This is a genomic window from Micromonospora sp. NPDC049044, assembly GCF_040649215.1.
Classification (GTDB): domain Bacteria; phylum Actinomycetota; class Actinomycetes; order Mycobacteriales; family Micromonosporaceae; genus Micromonospora.
In genome coordinates this window covers 18449-38606 of sequence record NZ_JBEZFA010000057.1, presented here as the reverse complement: position 1 = coordinate 38606, position 20158 = coordinate 18449, and the positions used below count along the sequence as shown (strand labels likewise).

Here is a 20158-nt window from a genome sequence, read left to right as displayed (position 1 = left end):
GCGGCGCTGATCCTGGCCGGGTCCGGCTACCACGACGAGGCGTTCACCCGGCAGCTCAACGAGAAACTCGCCGCGTACGAGGCCACCAAGTTATTGCCAGGACACGCCGAGCTGGCTGGCAATAACTTCATGATCGACGCGGGGCACCCGACGCGGTGGGGGTTAGACGGGGAGGTTGACCTCGCCTGTTGCTACCAGGACGGCGGGGCCGGAGAGCCAGCAGGAGGTCTCGGTCACCGTGACCGTCAGGCGGCCGCCGGGGACGTCCACGGCTACCACCCCGGTGTCCCGGCCGGCGTCGCGCAGGGCCACCGCGCCCACCGCGCAGGCACCCGTGCCGCAGGACAGGGTCTCGGCGCTGCCGCGCTCGTACACCCGCATCAGGCTGTGCGCGTCGGTGCCGTCGACCCGGTCGCCCGCCACGATGAACTCCACGTTCACCCCGTGCGGGAAGACCGCCGGGTCGAACCCGGGCGCGACGGTCAGGTCCAGCGCGGACAGCTCCACGCCGGCCGGCAGCACGCAGACCAGATGCGGGTTGCCGATGTCCACGGCGGCGCCGGACAGGGTCAGCCCGCCCAGAGTGGCTGTCGAACTGTCGTACACCCGGGGGCGGCGCATCTCGACGGAGACCGCGTCGCCCTCGACGAGCGCACGCACGACGCCGGCCCGGGTGGCCACCGGCAGCGCCGCGCCGGCCGGCGTCGCCAACCCGGTGTCGAGCAGGTAGCGCACGAAGACCCGGGCGCCGTTGCCGCACATCTCGGCGAACGACCCATCGGCGTTCCAGTAGTCCATGAACCACTCGGCCTCGCCGGCCAACCCGGCCCCGTCCGGATGCTTGGCCGCCCGGACCACCCGCAGTACGCCGTCCGCGCCGATGCCCCGCCGCCGGTCGCAGAGCGCCGCGACCAGCTCCGGGGTCAGGTCGAGCTGACCGTCCGGGTCGGGCAGGAGGACGAAGTCGTTGCCGGTGCCGTGGCCCTTGGTGAACTCCACGTCCCCATCATCGCGCAGCGGCAGGCACCAGGCGCAGGGCGGCCCCGATCAGGTCCGGTGCGGCCGAGTCCAGCCAGTGGATCCGCGGGTCGCGCCGGAACCAGGACCGCTGCCGGCGGACGAAGCGCCGGGTGGCCCGGATCGTCTCGTCGTGCGCCTGCGACTCGGTCAGCTCACCGGCCAGCATGCGCAGCACCTGCTGGTAGCCGAGTGCCCGGCTCGCCGTCCGCCCCTCGGGCAACCCCTGCCCGACCAGCTCACGGGTCTCCGGCACCAGGCCGTCGGCCCACATCCGGTCGACCCGCAGCGCGATCCGCTCGTCGAGCAGCCCGGTGTCCAGGTCGACGCCGAGCTGCACCGACGGGTAGTACGGCGTGGGCTGTGGCAGCGACGCGGTGAACGGCGCACCGGTGAGCTCGATCACCTCCAGCGCCCGGACGATCCGCCGACCGTTGCCGGGCAGGATGCCCTCGGCGGCGGCCGGGTCGGCGGCGCGCAGCCGCGCGTACAGCGGAGCAGGGCCGACCTCGGCCAACTCCCGTTCCAGCCGTTCCCGCAGCACCGCGTCGGTGCCGGGAAACTCGAAGCGCTCCAGCACCGCCCGCACGTACAACCCCGAGCCGCCCACCAGCAGCGGCACCCGCCCCCGGGACCGGATGTCGTCCACCGCCGCGCGGGCCAGCCGCTGGTACTCCGCGACGCTCGCCGGCTCGGTCACCTCCCAGATGTCCAACAGGTGGTGCGGCACGCCGTCGCGCTCGGCGGGGGTCAGCTTGGCGGTGCCGATGTCCATGCCCCGATAGAGCTGCATCGAGTCGGCGTTGACCACCTCACCGTTGAGCGCGTGCGCCAACGCGATGCTCAGCGCCGACTTGCCCGCCGCGGTCGGGCCCACCACCGCGACGACCGGGCCCCCCGCGTCGCCTGTCACACCCGCTCCCAGCAGGCCACGAAGTAGGCGACACCGTAGGGGGCCGCGTCGTGCAGCAGCTCGCCGCGCCACCCGTGGCCGGCCGAGCCGGCCGCCCTGGCGAGCACCTGCCAGGGCGCGCGACCGGCGGCCTTCAGCTCCGCCGACAGCACCGGGTCGAGGTCGAGCAGAACGTCCAGGTCCGCCTCGGCCAGCGCCGTGGCGACCCGCTTGTCGTACGGGAGGGCGCGCGGGTCGTCATACCCGGGGGCCTTCTCGCCCCGGCAGGCCGACCCGTCTCCGAGCACCAGCAACGCCACCCGGTCGGCCGCGGCGGCGACCTCGTCCGCGAGCGCGGCCAGCCGGGCCGGGCCGGCGTCGGCGGCGACCTGCACGGCGCTCACCGACTCTCCCGCGTCGTGCCGGGCCAGCAGCCACGCGCCGATCGTCAGACTCAACGGCAGCACCGCGCCCCGGTCCGGCTGCCCGGGGACCAACGGCACGTCCAGGTCGACGCCCCACGGCTGGAGGGAACCGGTCGCCGGGGTGCGGATCAGGCCGGTGGCCGGGCCGGTGCCGAGCAGCACCACGGTGTCCGCCTCGGCGGCCAGCAACCGGCGTACGGCCACGTCGCAGGCCGCCCGCAGGTCGTCCAACTCCGGGGCCGCGGAGCCGGCCACCTCGGGCACGAGCAGGGGCGGATGTGGGCAGACGGCAGCGGCAACCAGTGGCACCCATTTACCGTAGCGGGAATCGTCGGTGCGTCTCCGCGCCGATCCGGTCATTCGGCCCCTAGGACACCGTATGGTCACGGTCGGCGATAGGCGCTCGACGCGGACCGGGTCGGACCTGTGACAATGCCGGAAGTAACTTGGCTGCGCCGTGGCGGCGACGGGGGATCGATCCTTCGACGCCGGGAGAACGAGGATGGGCACATGAGCGACTGGACTGCCTTCGGACGGGTGGATGCGGACGGCACCGTCTACGTCAAGACCACCGAGGGCGAGCGGGTTGTCGGATCCTGGCAGGCGGGAGCACCGGAGGAGGGCCTGGCACACTTCGCGCGCCGCTTCGCCGACCTGGTGACCGAGGTGGACCTGACCGAAGCGCGTCTCAAGTCGGGTGCGGCCGACGCCGGGCACTCGCTGAGCACGATCCGGCGGATCCGTGCCACGCTGCCCGAGGCCAACGTGGTCGGCGACATCGACGCACTGGCCGCTCGCCTGGACAAGCTGGCCACCCTCGCCGAGGAGAAGGCCGGCGAAGCGCGGGCCGCCCGGGATGCCGCTCGCGGCGAGGCCCTGGCCCGCAAGACCGCGCTCGTCGAAGAGGCCGAGAAGCTCGCCGCCGAATCCACCGGGTGGAAGACCGCCGGAGACCGGCTCAAGGAGATCCTCGACGAGTGGAAGACCATCCGTGGGGTCGACAAGAAGGCCGACGGTGAGCTGTGGAAGCGCTTCGCGGCTGCCCGGGACGGCTTCACCCGACGCCGGGGCGCCCACTTCGCCTCCCTGGACTCGCAGCGCAAGCAGGCACAGACGGTCAAGGAGGAGCTTGTCGCCGAGGCGGAGAAGCTCCAGGAATCCACCGACTGGGCCGCTACCGCCAACCAGCTCAAGGACCTGATGACCCAGTGGAAGGCCGCGCCGCGCGCCTCCAAGGAGGCCGAGCAGAAGCTCTGGGAACGGTTCCGGGGTGCGCAGGACGCCTTCTTCAGCCGGCGCAGCGAGGTCTTCTCCGCACGGGACAACGAGCAGCGCGGCAACCTGGAACGCAAGCAGGCCCTGCTCGCCGAGGCGGAGGCGTTGGACATCGACGCCGACCCGAAGGGCGCCCAGGCCAAGCTGCGGGAGATCCAGGCACAGTGGCACGAGGCCGGCCGGGTGCCCCGCGAGGCAGCTGCCGGGCTGGAGCGCCGGCTGCGCGTCATCGACGACAAGGTCCGCGACGTGATGGACTCGGCGTGGCGCCGCACCACCAAGGAGGACAACCCGCTGCTCGCCCAGATGCGGGCACAGGTGGCGGAGGCCGAGGAGCGGCTGGCCCGGGCCCAGAGCGCCGGCGACGCGCGCCGGATCAAGGACGCCGAGCAGGCTCTGGCCGCCAAGCGGCAGTTCCTCCAGCTCGCCGAGCAGGCCGGCTGAGCTGACGTCTTCCGGAGCCCCCGGTCCCCTCGAGGGACCGGGGGCTCCCGCACGTCCAAGGCGGGCTTCGGACGCCGCTGCCGCCGCCGATGGTCACGCTCGATCCTGGATGCAGTGGTATCCGCGCGTTTCGAGGCCACTACATCCAGGATCGAGCGTGATCTTGCGGGCGCGACGGCGGCGCGGGGGCGGGGCGGGGCGGGGGCGGGGCGGACGTGAGGGCGAGTGGGGGCGGCCGGACGGCTGGTTGACGCATCGAGGGTGGCTGATCAGAATGAGCGACGGAGCAGGTCGGGCACCGGCGGGAGGGCGCTGACGGCGGTACGACGTCGTCGGGGATCGTCGGTGTGCGTTACGCGAGTGACCACGTCCGCATGACATGGGCCGTTCCGCGCTGTGCGCGTACTCCTGAGGGAGCGTGCGCGGCGGACGGGCCTCCCCTGGTCTTCAGCCCGCGCCGCCGGCGGCGGGCATCCGAAGTGGAGCTCGAATGTTCCGTCCCAAAGCTCTCGGCGGCGCGCTGACCGCGCTCGCCACCGTCGCGGCTGGCGTGTTCATCGCCGCCGCCGTCAGCACCACCCCGGCCTCCGCGGCGGGCACCGGCACCGGTTACCTGCACACGAACGGCAGTCAGATCGTGGACAGCACCGGCGCCACGGTGCGATTGACCGGCATCAACTGGTTCGGCATGGAGACCGACAACAAGACCTTCCACGGGTTGTGGTCGAGCAATCCGTGGCGGGGGCAGCTCGACACGATGGCCCGGCTGGGTTACAACACGCTGCGGGTGCCGTACTCGAACGACGCGCTGAAGCCGGGCGCGACCGCCACCGGGATCAACGACTTCGTCAACCCGGACCTGATCGGGCTCTCGCCGTTGCAGATCCTGGACAAGGTGATCGACTACGCCGGCAGCAAGGGGATGCGGATCATCCTCGACCGGCACCGGCCGACGTCGGCCGGGCAGTCGCCGCTGTGGTACACGTCGACGGTCTCCGAGGCGACCTGGATCAACGACTGGAAGATGCTCGCCCAGCGGTACGCGGGCAATCCCACGGTGATCGGCGCGGACCTGCACAACGAGCCGCACGCCGAGGGCACCAACCCGGCGGCCACCGGCGCCTGCTGGGGCTGCGGTGACACCACCCGGGACTGGCGGCTCGCCGCCGAGCGGGCCGGCAACGCCATCCTCGGTGTCCAGCCCAACTGGTTGATCTTCGTCGAGGGGGTGAGCTGCCCGAGTGGTGGCCTCTCCAACGTCTGGGACAACGACCCGAGCAACGACGAGGACTGCGGTTGGTGGGGCGGCAACCTGTCGAAGGCGGGCCAGTTCCCGGTGCGGCTGAACGTGGCCAACCGGCTTGTCTACTCGCCGCACGAGTACGCCACCTCGGTGTACCGGCAGACCTGGTTCGACGCGCCGGACTACCCGGCGAACATGCCGGCCATCTGGGACAAGTACTTCGGTTACCTCTACAAGCAGAACATCGCGCCGATCATGATGGGCGAGTTCGGCAGCACCCTGGCCGACCCGAAGGACAAGGTGTGGCTGGAGAAGTTGATGGCGTACACCGGCACCGGGGTGACCGGGATGTCCTTCACCTACTGGTCGTGGAACCCCAACTCGGGTGACACCGGCGGTATCGCGCTCGACGACTGGACGAACGTCAACACCACCAAGCAGGCGATCCTCCAGCCGTACCTGATCGCACCGTCGGGTGGCGGACCGACCGGCGGCCCGACCGGTGGGCCCACGACCCCGCCGCCGGGTGCCTGCACTGCCACCTACCGGCAGGTGAACGCCTGGCAGGGCGGCTTCCAGGGTGAGTTGACAGTGAAGAACACCGGTTCCGCGGCGGTGAATCCGTGGTCGGTCACCTGGACCTGGCCGTCCGGGGTGACGTTGGGCAGTGGCTGGAACGCCACCGTCTCCCAGTCCGGCACGACGGTCACCGCCGCCGGGCCGAGCCACGCGCCGTCCCTGGCGGCGGGTGCGTCGGTCACCGTGGGTTTCACCGCCAACGGCACCGCCAGCGCCCCGGGTGCGGTAAAGCTCAACGGCACCAGCTGCTGATCCACTGGGACGGCCGGTGCCGTGCGCATCGGCCGTCCCAGCCATTTACATCCAGATGCTTCTATGCTTTTATCGGGAAAGCGCTTGCCTCCGCGCGGGTGGGCACGAGCGCGGGAGCCGCATTCCTTCACGTAATCGCACTGGCGGGCCCGCGGACCACTGGTCCCGGCACGATTCGCCGCCCACGGGCATGGGCGTCGCGACGGTCCGTCCGCCTCACCGAAAGGAAGCAGCATGCGCACAGGACGGCGTCGAATGACGCTGATCGCCACCACCGCCGCAGCCACCGCCAGCCTCGTCACCGCCGGGCTGCTGACCTCCGTGTCCGCGCAGGCCGCCGCCGGCTGCCGGGTCGCCTACGCGGTCGCCAGCCAGTGGCCGGGCGGGTTCACCGGCAACGTCACTGTCACCAACCTCGGCGACCCGGTCTCCGGATGGACCCTGCGCTGGTCGTACGGGGCCGGCCAGCAGGTCAGCCAGGCATGGGGCGCCACCGTCTCGCAGAGCGGGAGCCAGGTCTCCGCCGCCAACGTCGACTACAACGGCAACCTGGCGACGAACGGCAGCGCGTCGTTCGGCTTCAACGCGAGCTGGAACAACTCCAGCAACCCCGACCCGACAAGCTTCACCCTGAACAATGTCGCCTGCACCGGCGGCACCACGCCGACCACCCCGGCCAGCCCGACGAACCCGGGCACCCCGACCACCCCGCCGATCCCCAGCGATCCGCCACCGAGCGTCCCGCCACCTACCGGTCTCGTCGGCTGGGCCACCCAGAACGGCGGCACCACAGGCGGCGGCGGCGCACCGACCACCACCGTCAGCAACGCCTCGGCGCTCACCAGCGCGCTGAACGCGACAGGTGCCGCGGTGATCCGGGTGTCCGGCACGATCTCCTGCTCAGGCATGCTGCGGGTCCGGTCCAACAAGACCATCCTCGGCAACTCCGGCGCCACCATCGCCGGCTGCGGACTCAACGTCAGCGGTGACCGCAACGTCATCATCCGGAACCTGACCTTCCGGGACTGGAACGACGACGCGATAAACGTGCAGGAGTCGGCCACCAACATCTGGATCGACCACAACACCTTCAGCAACGGGTACGACGGCGCTGTCGACATCAAGCGCGGTTCGGACTTCGTCACGGTCTCCTGGAACCGGGTCTTCAACCACGACAAGACCATGCTGCTCGGCCACAGCGACGACAACGGCGCCCAGGACACCGGCCACCTGCGGGTGACGTACCACCACAACTGGTTCGACGGCAGCAAGCAGCGCAACCCCCGGGTCCGCTTCGGCAACCCGGTGCACGTCTACAACAACTACTACCGGGCCAACACCGGCTACGGCGTGGCCTCCACGGAGAACGCCGGCGTGCTCGTCGAGGGCAACTACTTCGAGAACGTCCCCGACACGTACCACCTCGGCGAGGCCGACTCCGGGCCGGGCCGACTGGTGGCCCGCAACAACCACTTCGTCAACTCGCCCGCCGGGCAGACCGGCGGCAGCGTGGCCAGCATCCCGTACTCGTACCAGCTGGACACCGCGAGCAACGTGAAGTCCATCGTGACGGCGGGCGCAGGCGCCGGCCGGATCACCGTCTGACCGGGGAAGGGCCCCTCGCCGAGGGGCCCTTCCGTGCGGTCAGTGGGTGGCGCAACCAGCTGTGGGTGCGGGCGCGACAGGTGGCGCGCCGATCGTCGGCAGACCGAGCAACACCCCGGGGGTACGCGGGGAGCGGCCCGCCTCGGCCGCGTCGCCGGCCCGGGTCCGGCGGTGCGACACCGGCGCCCCGTCGGCGTTGAGGTGGTGCGGCGCGGCGTACGTGATTGTGGTGTGCACGATGTCGCCCGGCCGGATCTGCCCGGCCAGCGACTCCCCACCGGGTGCCCCGGTAGCGAAGTGCACAAGCCGGCCGTCGCGGGCCCGACCGGACATCCGCCCGGTCCGCTCGTCCTTGCGGCCCTCGCCGACCGCGACAAGCACCTCGACCGTCTCCCCGACGAGCCGCTTGTTCTCCGCCCAGGTGATCTCCTCGACGCAGGCGACCAGCCGCTCGTAGCGCTCCTGCACGACCTGCTTGGGCAGTTGGTCGTCCATTGTCGCGGCGGGGGTGCCGGGGCGCTTGGAGTACTGGAAGGTGAAGGCCGAGGAGAACCGGGCCTCACGGACCACGTCCAGGGTGCGCTGGAAGTCGGCCTCGGTCTCACCCGGGAAGCCGACGATGATGTCGGTGGTGATCGCCGCGTCCGGCATCGCCGCCCGGACCTTCTCGATGATCCCCAGGTAACGCTCGGAGCGGTAGGACCGGCGCATCGCCTTGAGCACGTCGTCGGAGCCGGACTGCAACGGCATGTGCAGCGAGTGGCAGACGTTCGGCGTCTCGGCCATCGCGGCGATCACGTCGTCGGTGAAGTCCTTCGGGTGCGGGCTGGTGAACCGGACCCGCTCCAGCCCGTCGATGTCGCCGCAGGCCCGCAACAGCTCCGCAAAAGCGGACCGGCCGCCACTGCGCTTCCAGTTCGGCTCGCCAGCGTCGCCGAACGCCACGCCGTAGGAGTTGACGTTCTGCCCGAGCAGGGTCACCTCCAGCACGCCCTCGTCGACCAGGGCGCGCACCTCGGAGAGGATGTCGCCGGGGCGACGGTCCTTCTCCTTGCCGCGCAGCGCGGGCACGATGCAGAACGTGCAGGTGTTGTTGCAGCCCACCGAGATCGACACCCAGCCGGCGTAGGTGGACTCGCGGCGGGTGGGCAGCGTGGAGGGGAAGACGTCGAGGGATTCCAGGATCTCCACCTCGGCGGCGGCGTTGTGCCGGGCCCGTTCCAGCAGCACCGGCAGCGCACCGATGTTGTGGGTGCCGAAGACCACATCCACCCAGGGGGCCTTGCGGACGATCTCACCGCGGTCCTTCTGGGCCAGACAGCCACCGACAGCGATCTGCATGCCGGGGTGCTTGTCCTTTACCGGACGCAGGCGACCGAGGTTGCCGTAGAGCCGGTTGTCCGCGTTCTCCCGGACGGCGCAGGTGTTGAACACGACGATGTCCGGGGTGTCGTCGGCGGGCACCGCGCGTACGTAGCCAGCCTGTTCGAGCAGGCCGGAGATGCGCTCAGAATCGTGGACGTTCATCTGGCAGCCGTACGTCACGACGTTGTAGGTCCTAGCCACCCTCTTGGTGCCCCTTCCCCTCGGGCTACCAGGGTAGCGGCCCGTTCGGCGGCCCCAACCCACCGGCATTGACCCGGCGGCCCATAGCGGGCATCCACAACGAGCAGTACGCTGCACAACAAGGATGTGTTCTGGGCGATTTCGGGGGCTTTGCACTCGGCGCCGACGATACGCGGCTCCGTTCACGGGGGAGCACATGACGACCCGCGGGAGGCCAACCGTGACGCGACAAGATGCGACACAGCGCACCGTCACGACCCCGGACGGGCGGCGCCTCGCGGTGGAGACCTCGGGTGCGCCCGACGGACCCGCGGTCTTCCTGCTGCACGGCACCCCGGGCAGCCGCAGTGGTCCCCGGCCCCGGGGCATCGTCGTCTACCGCCTCGGCGTGCACCTCGTCTGCTACGACCGGCCTGGTTACGGCGACTCCGACCGCCAGGAGGGCCGGCGGGTGGCCGACGCCGCCGCCGACGTGGCGGCGATCGCCGACGACCTCGGCATCGAACGGTTCGCGGTGGTGGGCAGGTCCGGTGGTGGGCCGCACGCCCTGGCCTGCGCCGCGCTGCTGCCGGACCGGGTCACCCGGGCCGCCGTGCTGGTGGGGCTCGCCCCGGCCGGCGCACCCGACCTGGACTGGTACGCCGGAATGGCCGCGACGAACGTGACGGACTACGGCCAGGCCGACGAGGACCTGACCGAGTTGACCCTCAACCTGAAGGTCCGCGCCGAGGAGGCTCGACGGGACCCGATGACCCTGCTGGACTTCCTCCGCCCCCAACTGCCCGACGAGGACATCCGGGTCGTCGACGACGTCGCGATCCGCCGACTGCTCACCGACATGTACGCCGAGGCGGTGCGACACGGCCCCGAGGGTTGGATCGACGACGTGTTGGCGATCCGACGGGGCTGGGGGTTCGACCTCGGCACCATCCGCGCTGAGGTCCGCCTCTGGCACGGCGAACAGGACCGCTTCTCCCCGGTGGAGCACTCCCACTGGCTCGCCTCGCGGATCTCGCGCGCCCAGGTGCAGGTGCAGGCCGGTGCGGCACACTTCGGGGCGGTGGAGATCCTGCCGCAGACGCTCACCTGGCTGGCCACCCCGGACCTGGCGACCAGCCCGCAGCTCTGAGTGATCGACGCGGCCCGGCCGGGTGGACCGGGGGCGCACACCCGGGCCACCCGCCGCGCCGACCCGGTCAGATCGTGTGCGGGTCGATGACCCGGACGATGAACCGCCGCTCCCGCAGCGTCTGGACTGTCGGGTGCTCGGGGCCGATCACCTCGGCCAACCGGTCCGCCACGGTCCCGACGTCCTCGGTAGCGGACCCGTCGCCGGCCCGCCTCGACAGCAGGGCGAGGTCACCGAGGCAGCGCAGCGTGTCCGGATGGTCCGCCCCGATCACCGTGACCAGCCGGGCGGCGGTCTCCCGCAGCCGGTCCCGGGCCGACTCCCAGTCACCGTCCTCGGCGAGACACACCGCCTGGTTGACCTCGGCGGCGAGGGTGTGCGGGTGGTCGGCGCCGAGCACCTTGCGCAACTCGCCGGCCGCCCGGGACGCCGAGGCGAGGGCCTCCGACCGGCGGCCGAGCGCACGCTCCGCCGCGGACATGTTGCTCAACGTCGCCAAGGTGTGCGGGTGCTCCGGGCCGAGCCGGAGTTGCTCCTGGTACGCCTGGCTCACCGCGGTCATCTCGGTAAGCGCCCGGGCCGCGTCGCCGACGGCCAACAGGTTCGCCGCACGGCTGGCCCGGCACGCCACAGTGTCCGGGTTGTCCGACCCGAAGCGTTCGTCGAGCTCCCGGTAGGCCGTCTCGAACATCGGCGCGGCCTCGCTCCCCCGACCGGCGCTGCGCAGCGACACCGCCAGGTTGACCTGGGCGGCGAGACTCTGCCCGTCGTCCGGCCCGAGCACCTCGCAGTAGGTCTCGTAGACAGTGCGCAGCAGGGTGGCCGACCTCTCGTACTCGCCGGCCTCCCGCAGGTCGCTGCCCAGCCGCACGGCGGAGACGAGAGTGTAGGGATGGGTGGGGCCGAGCACCAGCCGCCGCCGTTGGTGCACCTCGTCGTCCCACCGGCGGGCCGACCGGTAGTCGCCGACCAGCCGGTACGAGACGGCCAGGTTGTTCGCCGCACTCAACGTGCGCGGGTGGTCCTCGCCGAACACCTGGAGCCAGGAGGCGTAGGTGGACCTGTCCCGTTCCAGCGCCTCGGCGTAGCGGCCGAGCGCCCGCAGGTCACCGCCGAGGCTGCCGGCGGTCATCAGACTGTGCGGGTGCAGCGGGCCCAGCAACCGGCGTTGCTCGGCCAGCACCGCCTCGTCCAGGTCCCGGGCCTCGTCGAAACGGCCCAGACTGCGCAGGATGTTCGCCCGGTTGAACCGCAGGTGCAGCAACTGTCGGCCCAGCGCCGACCCCTCGGCCTCGTCGGTGGTGTCACCGAGCCGGGCGGACCAGATGTCGTCCACCTCCTGGCTGAACACCTCGGCCTGGTCCAGGCCGCCGCGCTGCCACAGGTAACGGACCCGGTCGATCAGCAGCTGGCACACCGGCTCGTCCGGGCAGCTCACCGCCTCGGAGACCTCCAGGTGCGGCCACAGCATCCGCAGCCTCGCCCAGGTCGCCGGATCGTCCACGTCACCGCGCGGCCGGGACGCGGCCAGCACCAGGTGCACCTGGTGCCGGGCGGCGTTGATCTCGTCCTCGGTCATCCGGTCACGGACCACCGCCTGCAACAGCCGGTGCACCTGGACCCGACCGCCCTGCACGTCGAGCTTGAGCAGCGCCAGGCGGTTGATCTGCTGGACCAGCGCGCCGCGCACGAGCCGCTCCGACACCGACGGGTCGAACGGCACGAGCGCCGCCGCCATCTCGTCGCTGTAGATGAGTTCGAGGGCGATCTCCGGGGCCAGCACCGAGCAGAGCTGCAACAGCCGGTACGCGGCGGGCGCCTGGTCGAGCAGCCGGTTCAGCGACAGATCCCAGGTGGCCTCCACGGACAGCGCGCTGGGGCCGTGCCGTTCGATCTGCCGCAGGTAGTCGGCGACCGGCGTGCCGGTGTCGGCGAGCCAGGCACCCGCCGCGGCCACCGCGATCGGCAGGTCACCGAGCGCCTCGGCCACCCGATCGGCCTCCTCGGCGCTGATCGTGGGCACCCGCTGGGCGAGGTGCGCCACGCTCTCGGTGCGGTCGAAGACGTCCACCTGGATCGGATTCGCCCGGTCCCCCCAGGCGCGATTGCGGGAGGTCAGCAGCACGTGGCCGGGGCCCTGCGGCAGGAAGGGCTCGATCTGGTCGAGTTCCTCGGCGTTGTCGAGCACGACGAGCCACCGCTCGTACGGCTCACCACGGCCCAGCACCTGCAACACCGACCGGACCGTGTCGGGCAGGGTGGGCCCCGCCAGGATGCCGAGGCGACCGGCGAGGTCGGCCAGTGCGGTGTCGACGAACTGCGGCGGGTCCGCCACGATCCACCACACCACGTCGTACGCGGTCCGGAACCGGTGCACGTACTCCAAGGCCACCTGCGTCTTACCGACGCCGCCCATGCCCTGCAGGGCGACCGGCAGCACCACCGCGCTGCCCCCGCTCTGCAACTGCGCGCGCAGCCGGGCCAGGTCGTCCTCCCGACCGGTGAACCGGGCGTTCCGGTTGGGGGCATTGAAGATCAGTGGTTCGGTGCCGGGGAAACGGGTGGCACCGGCGGCCGGACCGTCCGCCGACGACGGCACCGGCCGGCCGACCAGACGCAACACCCGTTCCACTGCGGTAGCGGCGCTCACGTTCACCAGGTTGGTCGAGCTCTGGGCCGGGAACTCGGCAAGCGGGCGCAGGTCGGCGACGTACACGGCGAGGGCGGTGGAGCCGGTGCTCGTGTCACGGGCGGGCAGACCGGTCGACGGCGTCGCCACGTAGGCCGGTGAGACCACCGTCAGCGTGCGCGGCGCGGGTGTGCCGGCGGACCCGACGGCCACCGCCGGCTCCACCACCCGCAGCCCGGCCGAACTGAGCACCCGTTCCAGCCACTCGGCCCAGATGGCGTCCTCCGGCGCGTAACGCAGCACGATCTGGTCGTCGATCGCCTCGGTCCGCCGCCGGAAACGGGCCTTGCCGCGTTCCCGCACCGACTCGTCCATCACCGGCAGCGCGGTCACCGCGCCGTTGGTGAGGATCCCGGTCAGGGTCTCGAACGCGGCAAGCAGCGACGTCGGTGAACCGGGCGGGTCGCCGAAGGTCGCCAGGGTCTCCTCGTACGCGTAGAACGGCCGGTACGGGACCTCGACCGCGGCCCAGTAGCGCCGCCGTTCCGCCTCGGTCATGCCCGCCGGCAACCCCGCGAACCGGCGCATGGCCAGCAGCCGCCCCGCCTCGGCCCGCTCCTTCTCGGCCTGGTCGACCCGCATCGGCACCGGCAGGACCCGGATGTCGCGTCGGCGGTACCGGTCCCGCACCGAGTGCGCGACCCGGGCCGCCCCGTCGATGCCCTGGTCGCTGAGCGTGAAGCAGTCGACGAGCGTGTCCGGGAGGTGCAGGGTGCAGATGTCGGCGACGTCGCTCAACCCCGTCCGGCTGTCGATCAGGGTGTAGTCGTACTGGCGCTTCATGTCCGCGCGCAGCGCCTCGAAGAACTGTGCCCCGCCCAGCCGGTTGTAGAAGTTGTCCCAGTCCAGCCCGCTCACCGACACGGCGTAGTCGCTGTTCTGCCGGCCCGCGGAGAGGAAGTCGAGGCCGCCGCCGTCCGGGAAGTTCCAGCGCAACGAGAAGGCGTGCCGCCCCACCCGGGCGTACTGCTCCATCCAGCGATCGGGCCGGTCGTCGACCCGGGTGGTCTCCCACTCGTAGTCGCGGATCATGTCGATCACGCCGCTGGTGCCCTGGATCGCATCGGCGTCCAGGAACGGGTGGAAGAAGCGGTGCAGGCCGGGTGACTCGAGGTCCCAGTCGGCGACCAACACCCGGCGGCCGCTGGCCGCGAGGATCCAGGCGACGTTGGCCAGCGCCATCGTCCGGCCCGTCCCACCCTTGAACGAGTAGAAGGTGACGACCTGGCCTTCACGATCGTTGTTCATCGGTTTTCTCCGTGGGGACGCAATGGGGCCGGATCATCAGGCGGGGACGCGGACTCGGGGGTGAAGCCGGCGGGCGGCAGGCCGTCGCGCAGGCTCGGCACCGGCTCCGCCGGTGGGTCGAAGGGGGCCACCGGGCCGTACTTGAGGAACTGCCGGCGGGCCTCGGTGACCAACGCCGGCATCAGGTTGACGAACTCCGGCATGTTGCAGGCGCGCTTCACCTGGGGCAGGCCGGCGTCGTGCAGCAGTTGCGTCACCTCGCTCGCCCACCGGCTCGCGTCCTGGGTGTCGTCGTCGTCGGTGACCACGAGCGGCACGACCCACTCCCGCAGGCCGTGCAGCATGCGGGTGAGCAGGGCGGACGCGTCGGGTGCCGCCGCGATCCACGGGTCCACGAGCAGCACCGCCGGTCGGCGCTCAAGCAGACCGGCGGCCTGCGCGAAGTCCTCCGTGCGGGCGGACAGCCCGAGGCGCTCGGCGGTGCTCACCGCGTACTCGGCGGCGGGCAACTCCTGGCGACGCCCGTACGGCCGCCAGAGCCGGCCGCTCACCGCGTAGCCGGCCGGGTTTCGGTCGACCGGCAGGCGGTCCCGGGTCGGGGCCAGGACGGCGACGACGAAGTCCGGATCGGCCGGCCCCGGGCGGGTCACCTCGTCGAGGCCGGGCGCCCGGGACGGGCCCAACGGTCGCCGCTCGGCGGTGTGCACGATCCGACTGGCCAGGCGGCTCAGCAGCAGCTCGTACTGGGTCCGGTAGGAGGCCAGCATGCAGAAGGCGCGCAGGCCGTCCTCGGCGTACTCGGGAATGTCCCGGCCCAGGTCCAGTGCGCCGTCCAGCTCCGGGTGGGCCTCCCACGGGGGAAACGGGATCCACAGCACCGGGGCGAGGTGGCCGGCGGTGCGCCGGGCCGGCCCGGCGGCGGCCAGCCGGGCCCGGAAGGACTCCTGCTCCCCCAACGCCCACGGCCGGCTGAAGTAGCCGGGTGAGTAGAGCGGGACGAAGACCTCGGCGTCACCCAGCGCCTCGGCGAGCGCCGCCTTCCAGTCGGCGCCCAACGGGATGTGCTGGTCGAAGAAGCCGATCCGCATCCCGGCCACCGGTCGCGCCTGGCGGCGCACCTCGTCGGCGAGGTCGCTGAAGAACTGGCCGACCCAGACGTCGGCGTCGGCCCGCGCGCCCGGGGCCGGCGCCGAGTGGGCGTAGCTGAGGAAGAAGTACGTTCCTCGGGCCGCCGGTCGGGGGCGCTCCGCCGGCGGGTTCATTCCGGCTCCTCGGCGAACCTGTTGCACAGTTCGTCCACACTCGCCGGCACCCAGGGTTCCACCAGGTACGAGCGGTGGATCGCCACGATCCGTTGCGCGAGCCGCCAGACCACCGCGCGGTACGCGCTCTCCCACTGCATGGTCAGCAAGCCATAGACCCCATCCCGCTGGTAGTGCACCGCGATGTCGGGATCCGGCATGGCGGTCGGGGAGAACCGTTGGATGTCGCGAAGCACCCGGGGCAGTGCCGCGCCGTTCGTCGGCGACCAGGTGACCGGCACGATCGCCGTCTCGTGGGCCGAGGCGGCACCGTGCCGCGGGAGGATCCGGCGGCGGGAGAACAGGTCCCACTCGCGGCCACACCACTCGCTGCTGAGCAGCGCGCTGGACACCAGTGGCACGAAGACCTGGCAGGTGCCGGCGGCCTCGAGAAGCTCGGGGCTCCACCGTTCGCCGCCCGCGATGGTGCTGTCCAGGAAGCCCGCGTCGACCCCGGTCACCGGGCCGACCAGTTCGCTGACGTGGACGGTGAGGTCCTCGAAGAACCGGGAGAGGTATTCGGCGGGCTTGCCGGTGGCCCGGCCGACCGGCGCCCGGGAATGGCTGAGGAAGAAGAGCGGGGCGCGCGTCTGGGAAGCTGCGTCAGCTGTGCTCACCGCTGCCCCTCCGCCCTCCCCACGCGGCCGGACCATCAGCGTAGACCCCGCGTCAACGTCGCGCCGCCAGCCGGTTCGCCGCGAACCAGTCGACGGCGAAGTCCACTGTGGCACGTGCCGGCAGCAGTCGGGCGGTGGCCTGACCGACCAGGCCGTGCCGTACGAACGGTGTGTCGTCGAGTGCGACGCCCACCTTGGGGAAGTCGCGGTCGTCCAGGTCCAGGGCGCGGAAGTCGAGGCGGACCCGGCGCCCCTCGACCAGCCGGAAGCAGCGGTAGTCGCGCTCGGGCGGCGGCACCGGCAGCCGGTACTCGGCCAGGTGCAGGGCACTGCACGCCTCGTAGCCGAGGCCGAGCAGCAGGATCTGCCCGTCGGCCGCGTAGAGCCCACCGACCGGGGAGCGTTCGCCCAGGTGGCAGGTGAGATCGTGGTCGTCGGTGAGCTGCCGGGCCCGCGGGCCGAGCGCGGCGAACGAGGTCTGGGGATGGTCACTGCGCACCGCGCCGGGAGCACACCGCACGTACTCGGCGAGCACGCCCATCCGCTGCGCGGGTGTGCTGCGGCGGTCCCAGCCCGGCAGCGCCGCCTCGTACCGGTCGCGCTGGGCCCGGTCCATGCCGGCGACGGCCGCCAGGTGGGCCCGGGAGGTGGTCGAGTTGCCGTCGGTGTGCGTGGGCACCAGCAGCGTGCCGGCCGGCCCCAGGACGTCGCGCAGCGCGCCGGCGAGCGTCGCCGGCCCGTGCTCCAAGCGGCCCACCCGACGCAGGCCGCAGTGCACCACCAGGCACGCCCCCGGGCGGACGCCCAACGCCCGCAGGTCGTCGGCGAGGCGAGAACGGCCCACTGTGGGCAGATGGCGCTCATCGGGACCCGACACGGGGCTCCAAAAGGGCGTGTCGCAGCTGGCCGACGAACCGCTCACCCGCCGCGGTGAGCGACCGGCTGGCCAGCAGGGCGTCGACACCATCCCGGGTCCAGGTCAGGTAACGCTCGGCGTGCGCCGCCGCCTCGCTCCCGCCGCGGAACGCCCGGGACTGCCACACCTGGGTGACCGCCAGGTGGGCGTACACCCCTTGGAGGACGCCCTCGGGTGGCCGCGGGTCGGGGCGCCACGGCACCCTGATCCGGGTGCCCCGGTCGGCCTCGACGAGGTCGCACAGGTCGAGCGCGGCGCCGAGCTTCGCGTGCTGCCACTCGTGCACGAGCAGCACCGCCATCGTCTCCGGGTCCGGGTCGGGGGTGACCGCGACCGCGCCGAACGCGTGTCGCGCGGTCGCGCTGCGCAGAGGCCTCGCCGGGTCGGGGGCCAGCGGCACGACGGCGCGCAGACCGCCGTCGAGCGCCGCCGCGTGCGCCGGCACGTCCCGGTCCACCACCCGCCAGGCCTCGGCCAGGGTACGCCCCAACGCCCGCGCCACCGGGTCCGCCAGGCGGGGCGCCACCGACTGGCCGTAGCAGTCCCGGTACGGGTCGCCGTCCTCGATCAGCAACCGGCCACCGGGCACCGGCACCTCGCGTGCCGGTCGCCAGTCGGCCGACGACTCGACCGGATCGAGGAGCACCGTGCGCTCGGTGCGCCCGCCCCGGACCCGGAACCCACCAGGCAGGACGGTCACCTCGGCGCTCTCCCCCAGGCCGGGCAGCAGCAGGCTGCCGAGCGTGGGCACCGTGATCGTGTCGGCGCGAACCGGCACCTGCACCGCGGCCGGGAGACCCGCCCGCAGCGCCGCCGCGACGGCGAGCGCCGGCAGCGGATCGGCGGCGGGGCGAACGCCCGACCGGGCCGACGGGTCGAGTCGACGCACCAGCCAGGGCCGGACGAACGGGTGCGCCAGGACCGCCCGGACCGCCTCCGGCGCCGCCTGTTCGAGCTGGACGAGCAGCTCCCAGGCCGCGGTGGGACCGGTCCGGTCCCGGCAGGCCACCAACAGGGCCCTGGTGATGGAGAGCTGGGTGGCGGTGAGCAGCGCAAGCGTCGGTGCCGAGCCGTGGCCGGTGGCCAGGTCGTCGAGCAGCTCGTCGACCGGTGCGGTGGTCGGCGGGTGGCTCGGCGGCGGCGGGTACGCGTCGACGCTGTGGATGAGGCCGAGCAGGTCGGCGCAGTACACCGACGGGTTGTCGAAGCCGGAGCCGGTGCGCCACCGGTGCGCGTACAGGCCGCCGCCGCACCTGTCGACCACCGGACAGGCCCGACAGGTCGCGCAGAGCCCGTCCACGCCCTCCTGTCGGACGGCCACCCCGGGGTGGCGGGCCGCCTCGTGCACCGAATTGTCGAACACGTCGAACCCGGTGCCCGCCGCCCCGTGGTAGGCGGTCTTGAGTGAGTCGACCTGCTCCCAACTGCCATCGGTCTCGATCACCAGCACGTCGGCCGGCGCGAGGCCGAACGCCTCGGTGCCACCACCGCCGGGCCGTAACGCCTCGAAGAGCCGGATGGACATCGGCCGTCCCTCGTCCACCCACCGCCGGTGCAGCCGCCCGAGCCAGTCCGCGTACGGGGTGGACCCGGGACCGGGGCGCTCCGGCGGGTGGTCCCAGGTGGCGTGCGGCAACAGCAGGTCCACCCGGGGTGGGCTTTCGGCGAGCAGCGCCTCGTACACCAGGTCGGGATCGTTGCGGACGTCGACGGTGCAGAGGATGCCGGCGTAGCTGGCGTGGTGCTCCGGGCGTCGGAGCAGGGCCAGTGCCCGCCGGACGTGGTCGTGGCTGCTGCCGCCGTGGGCGAAGACCCGGTGCCTGTCGTTCGCGGCGCGGTCACCGTCGAACGACACACCGACCCGCACGTCGTAGTCGACAAGGAGGCGGCACAGCTCGTCGTCGAGCAGCACGCCGTTCGTCTGCATCCGCAGGTCGAGCTGGCCCGTCCACGGCGTGATCGTCGTCCGCAGCTCGGCCAGCACCTCGCGCAGCCCGGCGGCACCCAGCAGCAGTGGCTCGCCGCCGTGCAGCACCACGTGCACTACCGGTAGCTCGTGCTCGCGGGCGTGCTCGGCGATGCGGTGCGCGGCGGCCCGGACCGTGGCCTCCGGCATCCGCCCCGGCCGGCCCCGCCAGGTCTGGTCGGCGTGCTGGTAGACGTAGCAGTGGTCGCAGCTGAGGTCGCATCGGCTGTGCACCTTCAGCACGAACTGGCTGATCGGCCGGCAGGACCCGCCCGCTCCGGGTGGACCGCACCGGCCGGCCATCGGTCAGATGGACGAGTTGAAGGCGGCGACGGGCACGCTGCCGGACGGCACGGATTCGGTCACGACGACCCGTCGGCGAACCGCCTCGACCAGATCGGCGTGCTCGGCGGAGATCCGCTCCAGCGGCGTGTGCAGGCTGCGGGTGAGGTGGTCGAGGTCGGGACGGGTCGAGCGGGTGGGGGCATGGTCCACAATGAGTCTCCGAGGGCCCGGGCGCTGGGAGCGCGAGCGGCGATAATTGCGCGAAAGGCTCTGGTCCGTGACCAGGATAGACAAATATCGACCCAGTGTCACCGTCGGTACAACCGTCGGCACCCCGGGTGGCCGTCCGGGCGCCGCAGAGGAGGAACCCACATGTGCCGGAGCATCAAGACGCTGCGCGAACCGTTCACCCCGCAGGTGACCGACGCGGACGTCGAGGCGGCGGCGTTGCAGTACGTCCGGAAGATCTCCGGTTTCCGGGCGCCCGCCGCACACAATGCCGCCGCGTTCGACGCCGCGGTGGCCGCCGTGACCGCTGCGACGCGCGACCTGCTCGACCAACTGGTGGTGCGGGGCGCCGGATCGGGCACCACGGACCGGCAGGCCGCCGCCACCAACTGATCGCGGGTCGCGGACCGACCCCCGGACCCGACCGTGGCGGGTCAGGCACGACCAGTCAGGCCGGGCCTTGGCCGCAGGTCAGGCGCGG

General features: G+C 72.2%; 15 protein-coding genes. 5 read left to right on the top strand and 10 right to left on the bottom strand.

What is annotated here, in order from left to right; all coding sequences use genetic code 11:
- Window positions 1-162: 162 nt before the first annotated feature.
- From dapF to AB0B85_RS31420, 3 genes are read right to left on the bottom strand one after another with little or no spacing between them, the layout of a single operon-like run.
- Window positions 163-999 carry a diaminopimelate epimerase gene (dapF, locus tag AB0B85_RS31430; protein ID WP_357413012.1) on the bottom strand — a complete coding sequence of 279 codons (837 nt, stop codon included), beginning with the start codon at window positions 997-999 and terminating at the stop codon, window positions 163-165.
- Between the two features lie 7 nt (window positions 1000-1006).
- A complete protein-coding gene (gene miaA / locus AB0B85_RS31425) occupies window positions 1007-1930 on the bottom strand; it encodes a tRNA (adenosine(37)-N6)-dimethylallyltransferase MiaA (RefSeq protein ID WP_357413010.1) in 924 nt (307 codons plus the stop codon).
- Entirely contained in the window at window positions 1927-2694 is a 768-nt protein-coding gene (locus AB0B85_RS31420; protein WP_357413008.1) for a hypothetical protein, read from the bottom strand. The genes miaA and AB0B85_RS31420 overlap by 4 nt, the downstream gene beginning before the upstream one ends.
- A gap of 150 nt (window positions 2695-2844) precedes the next feature.
- Between AB0B85_RS31420 and AB0B85_RS31415 the strand changes: the two genes are divergently transcribed.
- The 3 genes from AB0B85_RS31415 (at window position 2845) to AB0B85_RS31405 (ending at window position 7732) form a co-directional block, all read left to right on the top strand.
- On the top strand, window positions 2845-4053 hold the full coding sequence (locus AB0B85_RS31415) for a DUF349 domain-containing protein (protein ID WP_357413005.1): 1209 nt from the start codon (window positions 2845-2847) through the stop codon (window positions 4051-4053).
- A 490-nt stretch (window positions 4054-4543) separates the two neighbouring features.
- Entirely contained in the window at window positions 4544-6127 is a 1584-nt protein-coding gene (locus tag AB0B85_RS31410) for a cellulase family glycosylhydrolase (RefSeq protein ID WP_357413003.1), read from the top strand.
- 234 nt (window positions 6128-6361) lie between these two features.
- Complete coding sequence (locus AB0B85_RS31405; RefSeq protein ID WP_357413001.1) at window positions 6362-7732, top strand: cellulose binding domain-containing protein; 1371 nt, start codon at window positions 6362-6364, stop codon at window positions 7730-7732.
- Between the two features lie 39 nt (window positions 7733-7771).
- Here AB0B85_RS31405 and miaB read toward each other — a convergent pair whose 3' ends face one another.
- Window positions 7772-9298 (bottom strand): tRNA (N6-isopentenyl adenosine(37)-C2)-methylthiotransferase MiaB, encoded by a 1527-nt coding sequence (gene miaB / locus AB0B85_RS31400; RefSeq protein WP_357412999.1) that lies wholly within the window; start codon window positions 9296-9298, stop codon window positions 7772-7774.
- Between the two features lie 220 nt (window positions 9299-9518).
- Between miaB and AB0B85_RS31395 the strand changes: the two genes are divergently transcribed.
- The gene (locus tag AB0B85_RS31395; RefSeq protein ID WP_357412997.1) at window positions 9519-10427 is read left to right on the top strand and encodes an alpha/beta hydrolase; all 909 of its coding nucleotides are present in this window, start codon (window positions 9519-9521) and stop codon (window positions 10425-10427) included.
- 67 nt (window positions 10428-10494) lie between these two features.
- Here AB0B85_RS31395 and fxsT read toward each other — a convergent pair whose 3' ends face one another.
- The 6 genes from fxsT to AB0B85_RS31365 all read right to left on the bottom strand — a co-directional run bounded on the left by fxsT (window position 10495) and on the right by AB0B85_RS31365 (window position 19659).
- Entirely contained in the window at window positions 10495-14364 is a 3870-nt protein-coding gene (gene fxsT, locus AB0B85_RS31390; RefSeq protein ID WP_357412995.1) for an FxSxx-COOH system tetratricopeptide repeat protein, read from the bottom strand.
- Window positions 14361-15626: a TIR-like protein FxsC gene (locus AB0B85_RS31385; RefSeq protein WP_357412993.1), complete on the bottom strand. Its 1266-nt coding sequence runs from the start codon at window positions 15624-15626 to the stop codon at window positions 14361-14363. Before AB0B85_RS31385 ends, fxsT begins: the two co-directional genes overlap by 4 nt.
- Window positions 15623-16282, bottom strand: a complete 660-nt coding sequence (locus AB0B85_RS31380) for a TIR-like protein FxsC (protein ID WP_357412991.1) — start codon at window positions 16280-16282, stop codon at window positions 15623-15625. Before AB0B85_RS31380 ends, AB0B85_RS31385 begins: the two co-directional genes overlap by 4 nt.
- Window positions 16283-16334: 52 nt before the next feature.
- Window positions 16335-17126 (bottom strand): AAC(3) family N-acetyltransferase, encoded by a 792-nt coding sequence (locus tag AB0B85_RS31375; RefSeq protein ID WP_357412989.1) that lies wholly within the window; start codon window positions 17124-17126, stop codon window positions 16335-16337.
- Between the two features lie 16 nt (window positions 17127-17142).
- On the bottom strand, window positions 17143-19407 hold the full coding sequence (locus AB0B85_RS31370; protein WP_357412987.1) for an FxsB family cyclophane-forming radical SAM/SPASM peptide maturase: 2265 nt from the start codon (window positions 19405-19407) through the stop codon (window positions 17143-17145).
- A gap of 63 nt (window positions 19408-19470) precedes the next feature.
- On the bottom strand, window positions 19471-19659 hold the full coding sequence (locus AB0B85_RS31365; protein WP_357412985.1) for a hypothetical protein: 189 nt from the start codon (window positions 19657-19659) through the stop codon (window positions 19471-19473).
- Between the two features lie 162 nt (window positions 19660-19821).
- Here AB0B85_RS31365 and AB0B85_RS31360 point away from each other — a divergent pair, with 162 nt between their 5' ends.
- Window positions 19822-20070: a DUF2277 family protein gene (locus tag AB0B85_RS31360; protein WP_357412983.1), complete on the top strand. Its 249-nt coding sequence runs from the start codon at window positions 19822-19824 to the stop codon at window positions 20068-20070.
- Window positions 20071-20158 lie beyond the last annotated feature (88 nt).